This is a genomic window from Halomonas ramblicola (assembly GCF_030409215.1).
GTDB lineage: Bacteria > Pseudomonadota > Gammaproteobacteria > Pseudomonadales > Halomonadaceae > Halomonas > Halomonas ramblicola.
The window spans coordinates 69,548-79,917 of sequence record NZ_JAUFPL010000027.1; the positions used below are offsets into that span (position 1 = coordinate 69,548).

Annotated in this window: 14 protein-coding genes and 1 tRNA gene; 7 read left to right on the forward strand and 8 right to left on the reverse strand. The window is 69.4% G+C overall.

The features are described from left to right. Positions 1 to 11: 11 nt before the first annotated feature. A complete protein-coding gene (locus tag QWY80_RS10495) occupies positions 12 to 1,664 on the forward strand; it encodes an acyl-CoA dehydrogenase family protein (protein ID WP_290231148.1) in 1,653 nt (550 codons plus the stop codon). Here QWY80_RS10495 and QWY80_RS10500 read toward each other — a convergent pair. The 3 genes from QWY80_RS10500 to rnk form a co-directional block, all read right to left on the reverse strand. Next, a complete protein-coding gene (locus QWY80_RS10500; protein ID WP_290231150.1) occupies positions 1,604 to 2,830 on the reverse strand; it encodes an EAL domain-containing response regulator in 1,227 nt (408 codons plus the stop codon). The genes QWY80_RS10495 and QWY80_RS10500 overlap by 61 nt on opposite strands. A gap of 91 nt (positions 2,831 to 2,921) precedes the next feature. Continuing rightward, the gene (locus QWY80_RS10505) at positions 2,922 to 3,539 is read right to left on the reverse strand and encodes a LysE family translocator (protein ID WP_290231153.1); all 618 of its coding nucleotides are present in this window, start codon (positions 3,537 to 3,539) and stop codon (positions 2,922 to 2,924) included. 11 nt (positions 3,540 to 3,550) lie between these two features. Next, complete coding sequence (rnk, locus tag QWY80_RS10510) at positions 3,551 to 3,964, reverse strand: nucleoside diphosphate kinase regulator (protein WP_290231156.1); 414 nt, start codon at positions 3,962 to 3,964, stop codon at positions 3,551 to 3,553. 195 nt (positions 3,965 to 4,159) lie between these two features. Between rnk and QWY80_RS10515 the strand changes: the two genes are divergently transcribed. Together QWY80_RS10515 and QWY80_RS10520 are read left to right on the forward strand one after the other, a co-directional pair. After that, entirely contained in the window at positions 4,160 to 4,315 is a 156-nt protein-coding gene (locus QWY80_RS10515) for a hypothetical protein (protein ID WP_290231158.1), read from the forward strand. After that, positions 4,305 to 4,898, forward strand: coding sequence for an exopolysaccharide biosynthesis protein (locus QWY80_RS10520; RefSeq protein WP_290231160.1), 594 nt, complete (start codon positions 4,305 to 4,307; stop codon positions 4,896 to 4,898). Before QWY80_RS10515 ends, QWY80_RS10520 begins: the two co-directional genes overlap by 11 nt. A gap of 33 nt (positions 4,899 to 4,931) precedes the next feature. Here the strand turns inward: QWY80_RS10520 and QWY80_RS10525 are convergent, their stop codons facing one another. From QWY80_RS10525 to relB, 4 genes are all read right to left on the reverse strand, one after another. Continuing rightward, entirely contained in the window at positions 4,932 to 5,984 is a 1,053-nt protein-coding gene (locus QWY80_RS10525; protein WP_290231162.1) for a GGDEF domain-containing protein, read from the reverse strand. A 202-nt stretch (positions 5,985 to 6,186) separates the two neighbouring features. After that, complete coding sequence (locus tag QWY80_RS10530; RefSeq protein ID WP_290231164.1) at positions 6,187 to 6,288, reverse strand: type II toxin-antitoxin system RelE/ParE family toxin; 102 nt, start codon at positions 6,286 to 6,288, stop codon at positions 6,187 to 6,189. Next, entirely contained in the window at positions 6,245 to 6,475 is a 231-nt protein-coding gene (locus tag QWY80_RS10535) for a type II toxin-antitoxin system RelE/ParE family toxin (protein WP_353960450.1), read from the reverse strand. Before QWY80_RS10535 ends, QWY80_RS10530 begins: the two co-directional genes overlap by 44 nt. Next, complete coding sequence (gene relB / locus QWY80_RS19410; RefSeq protein WP_353960451.1) at positions 6,376 to 6,645, reverse strand: type II toxin-antitoxin system RelB family antitoxin; 270 nt, start codon at positions 6,643 to 6,645, stop codon at positions 6,376 to 6,378. The genes QWY80_RS10535 and relB overlap by 100 nt, the downstream gene beginning before the upstream one ends. 260 nt (positions 6,646 to 6,905) lie before the next feature. Between relB and QWY80_RS10540 the strand changes: the two genes are divergently transcribed. Beyond that, positions 6,906 to 7,118 (forward strand): hypothetical protein, encoded by a 213-nt coding sequence (locus QWY80_RS10540; RefSeq protein WP_110282598.1) that lies wholly within the window; start codon positions 6,906 to 6,908, stop codon positions 7,116 to 7,118. A gap of 219 nt (positions 7,119 to 7,337) precedes the next feature. Here QWY80_RS10540 and QWY80_RS10545 read toward each other — a convergent pair. Beyond that, a tRNA-Leu gene (locus tag QWY80_RS10545) sits at positions 7,338 to 7,424 on the reverse strand. A gap of 142 nt (positions 7,425 to 7,566) precedes the next feature. On the opposite strand from QWY80_RS10545, the gene queA reads away from it, so the two are divergent. The 3 genes from queA (at position 7,567) to yajC (ending at position 10,228) form a co-directional block, all read left to right on the forward strand. Beyond that, positions 7,567 to 8,604, forward strand: coding sequence for a tRNA preQ1(34) S-adenosylmethionine ribosyltransferase-isomerase QueA (gene queA / locus QWY80_RS10550; RefSeq protein WP_290231171.1), 1,038 nt, complete (start codon positions 7,567 to 7,569; stop codon positions 8,602 to 8,604). Between the two features lie 88 nt (positions 8,605 to 8,692). Next, entirely contained in the window at positions 8,693 to 9,814 is a 1,122-nt protein-coding gene (gene tgt, locus QWY80_RS10555; protein WP_435389363.1) for a tRNA guanosine(34) transglycosylase Tgt, read from the forward strand. Positions 9,815 to 9,895: 81 nt separating this feature from the next. Beyond that, positions 9,896 to 10,228 carry a preprotein translocase subunit YajC gene (gene yajC, locus QWY80_RS10560; protein ID WP_290231175.1) on the forward strand — a complete coding sequence of 111 codons (333 nt, stop codon included), beginning with the start codon at positions 9,896 to 9,898 and terminating at the stop codon, positions 10,226 to 10,228. Positions 10,229 to 10,370 lie beyond the last annotated feature (142 nt).

Consider the following 10,370-nt stretch of genomic DNA (forward strand, 5'->3'; position numbering starts at 1 on the left):
GGAGGTGTCCCATGCCCGATCATGCCCCCCGCATCCGGCTGGCCACCCATGAGGTGACCAACCAGCCCGACACACCGGGCGACCGAGACCTCTTCGGCGAGGACCTGCCACTGCGCGAGACCCTGGCCCGGGAGGCCCCGGAATGGGTCGCCCGCCGGCTCGCGCCGTTGGGCCACGAGGCCGGCAGCGAGCGGGTCCAGGCGCTGGGCGAGGCGGCCAACCGTCATCCCCCGGAGCTGCGCCTCTTCGACCGCCACGGCCGCCGCCTCGACGAGGTGGCCTACCATCCCGCCTACCACGCACTGATGCACCTGGCCATCGACCATGGCTGGCACGCCGTGGCCTGGCAGGAGGAGGGGCACGGTGGCCACCAGGCCCACGTGGCCGCTCTCTACCTGCTGACCCAGGCCGAACCGGGCTTCTGCTGCCCGGTGACCATGACCCACGCGGCCATGCCGGTGCTGCGCCAGGCCCCGACGGTGGAAGCCCGCTGGGCGCCGGGCCTGCTGGCCTGGGAGTACGACCCGCGCCCCCTGCCGGCCGCCGACAAGCAGGGCCTGACCTTCGGCATGGCGATGACCGAGAAGCAGGGCGGCAGCGACGTGCGCAGCAACACCACCCGCGCCGAGTCCACCGGCGACGGCTGGCGCCTCACCGGCCACAAGTGGTTCTGCAGCGCGCCCATGTCCGACGCCTTCCTGACCCTGGCACGCAGCGACGAGGGCCTGACCTGCTTCCTGGTGCCGCGCGTCGCCGCCGACGGCGAGCGCAACGCCATCGAATTGCAGCGCCTCAAGGACAAGTGCGGCAACCGCGCCAACGCCTCGGCGGAGATCGAGTACCGCGGCGCCTGGGCCGAGCCCATCGGCCCACCGGGACGCGGCATCGCCACCATCCTCGAGATGGTGCAGCAGACCCGCCTGGACGCCGCCACCGCCCCGGTGGGCATGATGCGTCAGGCGTTGGTGGAGGCCTGGCAGCATGTGCGCGAACGCCACGCCTTCGGCCGCGCCCTGGCCGAGCAGCCGCTGATGCGGGCGGTGATCGCCGACCTGGCGCTGGAGGTGGAGGCCGGCCTGGCCCTGGTGATGCGCGCCGCCCGCGCCTTCGACGGCGACGCGCGGGGCGACGAGGGCGAGCGAGCCCTGGCCCGCCTGCTGCCGGCGCTGGCCAAGTACTGGCACAACCGCCGCGGTCCCGGCTTCATGGCCGAGGCCATGGAGTGCCTGGGCGGCATCGGCTACGTGGAGGAGGCACCGCTGGCGCGTCTCTACCGCGAGGCGCCGGTCAACTCGATCTGGGAGGGCTCGGGCAACGTCATCTGCCTGGACGTGCTGCGGGTGCTGGGGCGCCATCCCGAGGCGCTGGAGGCCCTACGTCGGGAACTGGCCGCCGCGCAGGGGGCGTCGCGGGAGCTGGATGCCGCCGTGATCGACCTGGAGGACAGCTTGCAGGAACCGCCCGAGGCCCTCGAGTCCCAGGCCCGCTGGCTGGCACAGCGCCTGGCCCAGTGCCTGCAGGGCGCCCTGCTGCTGCGCCACGCCCCGACCGAAGTGAGCGAGACCTTCTGCCGGACACGGCTCGGTGCACGGGCCGGGCCGACCTACGGGGTGATGCCCAGCGATGCCCCGCTGAATGTGCTGCTGGCCCGCATCGCGTCCTGAGTGGCGCCCAGCTCGAGGATCGCCGCGGCGGGCATCGGCCGGCCCAGGCCGAAGCCCTGCACATGGGTGCAGCCGAAGCGGTCGAGCAGCTCCAGGGCGCCGGGGTCCTCGACCCCTTCGGCGACCACCCGGATGCCGAGCCGGCGCCCCAGCAGCGCCACCGCCTCGACGATGGCCGCGTCCTGGGACTCCTCGTGGAGGTGGCTCACGAAGCTGCGGTCCACCTTGAGCTCGCTGATCGGCAGCACCTGTAGCCGCGACAGCGACGAGAAGCCCACCCCGAAGTCGTCCACCGAGACCTCCAGCCCGCCCAGGCAGAGCCGGGCGGCCACCTCGCTGCCCAGCAGCTCGTCCTGCATGGCGGCGGTCTCGGTGATCTCCAGCACCAGCGGCGGGTCGCCCGGCCGGCGCCGCCGGGTCAGTGCCAGCAGGTCCGGGCACATCAGGTCGTCGGCGGTGACGTTGACCGACAGCGAGGGCGTCACCCCTTCCCGATACCAGCGCTCGGCATCGGCCAGCGCCAGCTCGATCACGTGCCGGGTGAGGCGCTTGCCCTGGGCCAGGGTGAGCAGCGGCAGGAAACCGGCCGGGCCGATCAGCCCCAGTTCGGGGTGCGACCAGCGCACCAGGGCCTCGACGCCGCTCAGCCGGCCGGAGGAGAGCTCGAACTGGGGCTGGTAGTGGAGGGTCAGTTCCTGGCGCGCCAGGGCCAGGTCGAGCTCCTCGGTGGAGAACACCGGGTCACCGTCCACCTCGGCAGGCGATTCGCGCCCCACCCGCAGGTTGCCCAGGCAGCGGCGCAGGTCGGCGAGCCGCATCGGCTTGTCCAGGCAACCCAGCATCCTCAGGCCCAGGGTATGCCCCACCCGTTCGGCGATGCGTGCGATCTTGCGCTCGACACCGGAGAGCAGCAGCACCCAGCCCCGATAGCCGGTGGCGGCGAGGCGCCGCAGCAGGGCGATGCCATCCTCGCTGCCCATCTCCAGCCCCATCACCACGAGTTGCGGCGGGCGGCGCGTCACCTCGTCCAGCAGGCTCGACGAGCGGCGATAGTAGCGACTCTCCAGCCCTAGCACCTCGAGCTGCAGCGAGAGCACGGCGGCCACCTCCATGTCGGCTTCCAGCACCAGGGCGAGGGCCTGGGGCGCATGTGACGACTCGTTCATCGGCAGGCTTCCGCGCGATCGGGTTCACACCAGAGCCTAACACCGCCCTGCCATCGCCACACGCCGGCCATGCCGCGGCGCGTCAACGCTGCTAGGCCAGGGGGCCGGCGACGACGCGTGCCGCCAGGGCCAGCAGCAACACGCCGGTGGCGCGGTTGATCCAGTGGGCGCGGGCCTGCAGCCAGGGCAGCACCCGCGAATGGGAGAGACCCAGCGCCACCAGCACGTACCAGGTGCCATCGATCACCATGGCCGTCAGCACGATCAGCGCCTTGGCGGCCGGGCTCATGCCCGGGGTGACGAACTGGCTGAGCAGGGCGATGAAGAACAGGATCAGCTTGGGATTGCCCAGCGCCACCAGCATGCCCTCCCGCGCCGCCTGGCGGCGGCTGGTGGCCCGGCCGACGGCCTCCAGCGCCCCGGCGCGGCCGGCCCCCAGGGCCTTCACGCCCAGCCAGGCGAGGTAGCCCGCCCCGATCCAGGTGATGGCCTGGAACAGCACCGGCTGGCGCGCAATCAGCGCCCCCAGCCCCCAGACGGTGAGCAGGGCATAGAACCCCACGCCCAGGGCGTGGGCGAGCGCGGCGGTCATCCCGGGGACGCGACCGCCGCCCAGGGTGTGGCGCAGCACCAGCGCCAGGCTGGGGCCGGGCGACATGGCCCCCATGGCACACACCGCGACCAGGGAGAGCCAGAGAGAAAACGGCATGGGCTGTCTCCTCAGCGGTGGTACTGTTTCTCGCGCTCCGGTTGCCAGAGCACGGCATCCACGCGCAGCCGCACCTCGCCGCCGTTGGGCAGCCGCCAGTCGAGGGTATCGCCCACGCGCAGGCCGATCAGCCCGGCCCCCACCGGCGCCATCACCGAGATGGCATCCTCGGTTCCCGCCAGGGCATGGGGATAGACCAGGGTGCGCACCATCTGCCGGTCGCGGGTCAGGTCGGTGAACTGGACGCGGCTGTTCATGCTGACCACGTCGCCGGGCATCGCCTCGGGGTCGAGCACCTCGCCGCGCGCGAGTTCCTCCTCGAGGGCATCGGCCACGAAGCGCTCCTTGGTGCCGGCCGCATCGATGAGGCGCTGCAGCCGTTCGGCATCGAGCCGGTTGATGATGAGAGGGGGACGCGACGACATGGGGCCTCCTGAGCGCCGATCAACGCTGCTTGCACGCTTGCGCGGGTATCCAACGAAAACAGCCCTCCACCCGCGATCGGGCGAAGGACTGTGTTCCCGCACCATACGCCATCCGGCCGCACCGTGACAGCCCCGGGGCTTCAGCGACACCGCCCGGCGGGCTAGACTGGCGACAACCCCCGACCGGAGCCTTCCATGAACGTGCGCACCTTCGCCTTCGTCCTGATGCTCATCGGCATCGCCCTGCCGGTGGTCGGCTGGCAGACGGGTAGCCCGGCCGGCTTCGTGGGCCCGGTGCTGGTGCTGCTGGGCCTCGTGTTGCTGCTGACCCGCAAGCGCCATGACCGATGAAAACGGCCCGGTGAGCCTGACGGCGCTACTCGATCGGGTGAGCGACGCCGGGCGCCACGCCGACAGCGTCAGCCTCGAGGCGATCCTCGAGTGCCTCGGGCGGCGCAGCTTCGCGCCCTTCCTGTTGCTCGCCGGCTTGGTGACCCTGGCGCCATTGATCGGCGACATCCCCGGAGTGCCGACCCTGATGGCCGGCCTGGTGCTGCTGGCGTCGCTCCAGTTGCTGGCCGGCCGGCGCTCCATCTGGCTGCCGGCCTGGCTGCTCGCACGGCGCGTCTCGCGGGAACGCTACCGGCGCGCGATCGACTGGCTGGAGCGCCCCGCCGGCTGGGTCGACCGCCTGCTGCGCCCACGCCTGACCTGGCTGACGCGTCCGCCGGCGCATCTCGGTGTGGCCCTGACCGGCCTGCTGATCGCCCTGGCCATGCCGCCCATGGAGGTCGTGCCGTTCAGCGCCAACGGCGCCGGCCTGGCACTGACGCTCTTCGGCCTGGCGCTGCTCGCCGACGACGGCCTCTTCGCCCTGCTCGGCTATGCGCTCACCGGCGGTACCCTGGCCGTAGTGATCGCCAGCCTGGTATAGACCTCCCTCGAGCACGGCCTGGCCCTGGCGGCCTCAGCCGTGTTCCCGCGGGGCCTGCCCCTGGACGAAAACGCGGTTGCCTCCCGACGTCTTGCTCCGGTACATGGCATGATCGGCATGCGCCAGCAGGTGCTCCATCTGATCGCCATGTTCGGGGTAGGAGGCCACCCCGATGCTGAACTGGAGTCCGCTGTCCACCACGGAGGCGAGCAGACGCTGCATCAGGTGTCTGGCTCCATCCGCATCGGTATCGGGCAACAGCATCACGAACTCGTCACCCCCATGGCGCGCCACCAGGTCACTGCTGCGTGCACAGCTCTTCAGCCGCTGCGCCAGGTCCAGAATGGCCCGATCGCCCGCCTCATGCCCCTGGCTATCGTTGATGGCTTTCAAGCCATCCATGTCGATGACGATCACGCTGTAGGGGCGTTGCGAGCGCTTGGCCAGGGCATGGATCGGCTGGGACAGGTCAGTGAGGGCGCGACGGTTGAACAGCCCCGTCAGGGGATCCTGGCTGGCCATATCCAGCAGCATGCGGTTGGAAACCTGGATGGCAGTGACCAGCGCCGCGGTCAGGTAGCCGACGATCAGGAACACGGCGAGGTTGGTGCTGACCAGAGTCAGATTGGCCGGCGTCATGAGGGTGGCGCCGCTGAGCTGCAACAGCAGCAGATAGCAGGCGGCAATCGCCGCCACCTCGAGCAGGGTCGCCAGCACCCCCAGCGTCAGGGCGCTGGTGACCACGGCCAGTAGATACAGGCTCGCCATTGGCCCGGTCACGCCCTCGGTGCTGTAGAGAAACCAGGTGATGAAGCCGATCATGACCCAGGTATGGATCGCCAGCAGCCAGCGCTGCCTGTCGCCGAAGAAGCGTAGTCGGCTGGCCGTCAGGCTGAAACCGAAGTAGGCGATCGTCGCCAGCAGCAGGCCCCATCCCCCCTCGTTGGGGATGCCCATGATCCCCACGTAGAGGGTAACCAGCGTGACCAGCAGCCACTCGAGCTGATGCAGGCCGGTGGTGAACCCCTGGATCTGGACGCGCCGCGAATCCCACACCAGTGGCGGCAATGGGTCTTGATCGGACATCGACCTACCTCATTTGGTGATTCGACCCTGTTGTCGACCGCTCATCCCCAGCGATCATTACCATACCGCAACACTTTACCGGAAATCAGCTGCAGCGGACGCTGTCCGTTGAATTCAGGCCGGGGATGCCTGTCCCGATACTCGAAATGCGCTTGGGCGGTACCGGATGGCACCGGATGAAGCACCAGCGAAGGCGAAAGCGTCACTCGCTCGGCGGGTACTCCTGCCGAGTGTGCAGCACGGCGACCACCTCCACGCGATCAGCGGCTACACGATAGACGAGAAGGTAATTCGGATGAGCCACCAGCTCCCGCGTTCCAGGGACGCGTCCAGCCGGGTACAGGTAGGGGGTGCTCTGACAGCAACAGCGGGGCAGACTCCAGCCGGGCTTTCAGGCGGCGGGCGGCCTGGGGGCCGCGCTCGGCGATAAAACGCACGATGGATGCCAGTTGCTCACGGGCAGTGGCCCGCCAGTGCACCGGCAGCGCCACGCTTGGCGCCTATGCTGGCGCTCGGCGTCCTGAATGATCGCCTCCATGTCCGCCATCACTTCGTCATGCGGGATCGTGGGGCGCGTGTCCGCCAGGCTCTCGGCGACTCGCTCACGAAACCAGCGGTCATAGCTGGCGGCCTGCTCCTCGGTCTCGAACTCGGAGACGATGGGGAAAGCGGCGTGGTCATGGTGGCTTCCCTCATATTACTGGGTTTCTTGCAGTGTATCTTGCTGCCTATGGCAAGCGCCAGGCATCCACTCCCAGGCGCTGCGCCGGGGTTTGCAACCCTATACCAAGGTCGATGATCAAAATTCTTTGCAAGGTAGCGCCCCGGGTGCTGCCTTTAACCATGTGGGCCGGCGCATCCCACCCCGGCGACACCCCGAAGGCCATCGACTACCTGAACCCCCTCGAGGAGGCCTGCCCCATGACCCGATGCAACCACACTGAAACTCGCCCAGTCGGCGATGACTGCGCTTTCGCGGGCCCAGTCACCCGCGAGCACGAGAATCCCGCGGCACATGGCAACATCACCCGCACCGAGCGCTGCGTACTCTGCGGCGCCGAGCGGAGCGTGAACATCAATGGCATCCACGAGGAGTACGGCGAATGGGATGAACCGTTCGACGACGAGGACTGAAGGACCCGGTGACTGTCGGATTTGACCGATCGTCGCGAGAGATGCGGATCTCGTGGGGGACGATCCGGGCATGCCGGTTCGGGGGATGACGGCTGCGCGTCAGACAGGGTCCGCAGGGCGTACCAGACCTCGGGAGTGGATCACCGAAGTGTCACACCCCAGGCTCTGATCCAGGCCTGTAACCCGCTGAACCCATGGCCATGGAGCGCGCAGGTTACGTGGTACCGGCGGTCGGACTCGAACCGACAAGGGCTTGCACCCGGCGGATTTTGAATCCGCTGCGTCTACCAATTCCGCCACGCCGGCAACGCGCGAAGCATTATACGTGGGCCTCGGGGCAGGTCAATCGGGGTCCTGACTTCGCCGCGGGGAATCGGTATCCTAGGCGGCTTGCCGGCGGCCCGGCCGCCCGCCTTGCCTCGATGAACCACCGGATCCCGACACCGCCATGCAGCGCGCCGACTTCCATTACGAGCTTCCCGAGGAGCTGATCGCCCGCTATCCGTCCGAGCAACGCAGCGACTGCCGCCTGCTGTGCGTGGACGGCGCCAGCGGCGAGCTGGCCCATCGCCGCTTCCCGGACCTGCTGGAGCTGCTCGCCCCCGGCGACCTGCTGGTGTTCAACGACACCCGAGTGATCCCGGCACGCCTGCACGGCCACAAGGCCAGCGGCGGCCGGGTGGAGATGCTGCTCGAGCGCCCGCTGGACGCCCACCGCGGCCTGGCGCACCTGCGCGCCAGCAAGTCGCCCCGGCCCGGTACCGAGATCGAGTTCGAAGGCGGCATCCGCGCCGTGGTGGAGGGGCGCCGCGAGGCGCTCTTCGAACTGCGCTTCCTCGGCGAGACGCCGTTGATCCAGTTGCTGGAGCGGCATGGTCATATGCCGCTGCCCCCCTATATCGACCGCGCGGACGAGCTGGCCGACCGCGACCGCTACCAGACCGTCTACGCCCGCCGCGACGGTGCCGTGGCCGCCCCCACCGCCGGCCTGCACTTCGACGAACCCTTGCTCGCGGCGCTGGCCGAGAAGGGCCTGGAGCGCGCCTTCGTCACCCTGCACGTGGGCGCCGGCACCTTCCAGCCGGTGCGCGTCGACGACATCCGCGAACACCGCATGCACAGCGAGTGGCTGGAGGTGGACGAGGCGACCTGCGCCCAGGTGAGTGCCGCCCGGGCCCGCGGCAACCGCGTCATCGCCGTGGGCACCACCAGCGTACGCTGCCTGGAGAGCGCCTGCCTGAAGAGCCCGGATGGCGAGATCGCCCCCTACAGCGGCGAAACCGACATCTTCATCTACCCCGGCTTCGAGTGGCGCTGCGTGGACGCCCTGGTCACCAACTTCCACCTGCCGGAGTCCACCCTGCTGATGCTGGTGGCCTCCTTCGCCGGCTTCGAGACCACCATGGCCGCCTACCGCGAGGCCGTGACCGAACGCTACGCCTTCTTCAGCTACGGCGACGCCATGTTCCTGACGCGCCGGCCCTGAGCGGCGCCCCGATTCCCGCGGCGGCCGGCGCCCCGGCTACCGCCACGACCTGCAGCGCAGAGAGACCCGCATGCGTGACGACTGCTTCATGACCTTCGAGCGCCTGGCCAGCGACGGCCGGGCACGCCGGGGGAGACTCCACTTCCCGAGGGGGACTGTCGAGACCCCCGCCTTCATGCCGGTGGGCACCTACGGCACCGTCAAGGGCATGACCCCGGTGTCGGTGGAGGAAATCGGCGCCGAGATCATCCTCGGCAACACCTTCCACCTCTGGCTGCGCCCGGGCATGGAAGTGATCGAGGCCCACGGCGACCTGCACGACTTCGCCCAGTGGGACAGGCCCATCCTCACCGACTCCGGCGGCTTCCAGGTCTTCTCGCTGGGCGCCATGCGCAAGATCACCGAGGCCGGCGTGCACTTCCGCTCCCCGGTCGACGGCGCCAAGGTGTTCATGGGGCCCGAGGAGTCCATGGCGGTGCAGCGCTCGCTGGGCTCCGACGTGGTGATGATCTTCGACGAGTGCACCCCCTATCCGGCCACCGAGAAGGAAGCCGCGTTCTCCATGGAGCGTTCGCTGCGCTGGGCGAAACGCTCCCGCGAGGCCCATGGCGACTCCCCCTCGGCGCTGTTCGGCATCATCCAGGGCGGCATGTACCCGGCGCTTCGCGAGGCCTCGCTCGCGGGCCTGGAGGAGATCGGCTTCGACGGTCTGGCCATCGGTGGCCTCTCGGTGGGCGAGCCCAAGGAGGAGATGCTGCGGGTGCTCGACTACCTGCCCCCCTGGATGCCCGAGACGAAGCCCCGCTACCTGATGGGCGTGGGCAAGCCGGAGGACCTGGTGGAGGGCGTGCGGCGCGGCGTCGACATGTTCGACTGCGTGATGCCCACCCGCAACGCCCGTAACGGCCACCTGTTCACCGCCGCGGGCACCATCAAGATCCGTAACGCCAAGCATCGCCACGACACCCGGCCCCTGGAAGACGACTGCGACTGCTATACCTGCCGGCACTTCTCGCGGGCCTACCTGCACCATCTGGATCGCTGCGGCGAGATGCTCGGCTCGATGCTCAACACCCTCCACAATCTGCGCCACTACCAGCGCCTGATGGCCGGTTTGCGCGGTGCCATCGAAGCGGGTACATTGGCGGACTTCGTGGAAGGCTTCTACGCGCGGCGCGGCCTGCCGGTGCCTCCCGCCCCGAATCCCTAGGCGTCCGGGCCCTCGCCCGGCGCCGTGCCGCCCGAACCGGGCGGTACCCCTTTAATCATCCCAACCAGGAGAGTCCCATCCATGCTGGATTTCTTCATCGCTCCGGCCTACGCCCAGGACGCCCCCGCCGGCGGCGGTATCGCCCAGATCGTCATGCTGGTCGGCTTCGTTGCCATCTTCTACTTCCTGCTGTGGCGTCCCCAGTCCAAGCGCGCCAAGCAGCACAAGCAGCTGATCGCCGGTCTCTCCAAGGGTGACGAGATCGTCATCGGCGGTGGCATGCTGGGCCGCATCACCAAGGTCAGCGACGACAGCGAGTTCCTGACCATGGAGATCGCCGAGGGCACCCAGGTCAACGTGCAGAAGAACGCCGTGGCCGCCGTGCTGCCCAAGGGCACCCTCAAGTCCATCTGACCCGTGTCCCTTTCCGACCCCGTCCGCCCCATGCCGGCGGAGCCGTCCTTCGACCGCCGCCGGCCTCGCCGGCGGCGGTCGTGGCGTGATCGCGTCAGCTCCTTTCGTCAGCAACCTTAGGGCAGGGCTCGCATGCTCAACC

Excerpts from the sequence above, each read along its gene's own strand:
- tgt (WP_435389363.1), top strand. The coding sequence starts at position 8,693 with ATGACCTTCGAGCGCCTGGCCAGCGACGGCCGGGCACGCCGGGGGAGA.
- QWY80_RS10500 (WP_290231150.1), bottom strand. The coding sequence starts at position 2,830 with ATGAACGAGTCGTCACATGCGCCCCAGGCCCTCGCCCTGGTGCTGGAA.
- queA (WP_290231171.1), top strand. The coding sequence starts at position 7,567 with ATGCAGCGCGCCGACTTCCATTACGAGCTTCCCGAGGAGCTGATCGCC.
- QWY80_RS10495 (WP_290231148.1), top strand. The coding sequence starts at position 12 with ATGCCCGATCATGCCCCCCGCATCCGGCTGGCCACCCATGAGGTGACC.
- rnk (WP_290231156.1), bottom strand. The coding sequence starts at position 3,964 with ATGTCGTCGCGTCCCCCTCTCATCATCAACCGGCTCGATGCCGAACGG.
- QWY80_RS10515 (WP_290231158.1), top strand. The coding sequence starts at position 4,160 with ATGAACGTGCGCACCTTCGCCTTCGTCCTGATGCTCATCGGCATCGCC.
- QWY80_RS10505 (WP_290231153.1), bottom strand. The coding sequence starts at position 3,539 with ATGCCGTTTTCTCTCTGGCTCTCCCTGGTCGCGGTGTGTGCCATGGGG.
- QWY80_RS10525 (WP_290231162.1), bottom strand. The coding sequence starts at position 5,984 with ATGTCCGATCAAGACCCATTGCCGCCACTGGTGTGGGATTCGCGGCGC.
- QWY80_RS10540 (WP_110282598.1), top strand. The coding sequence starts at position 6,906 with ATGACCCGATGCAACCACACTGAAACTCGCCCAGTCGGCGATGACTGC.
- QWY80_RS10520 (WP_290231160.1), top strand. The coding sequence starts at position 4,305 with ATGACCGATGAAAACGGCCCGGTGAGCCTGACGGCGCTACTCGATCGG.
- yajC (WP_290231175.1), top strand. The coding sequence starts at position 9,896 with ATGCTGGATTTCTTCATCGCTCCGGCCTACGCCCAGGACGCCCCCGCC.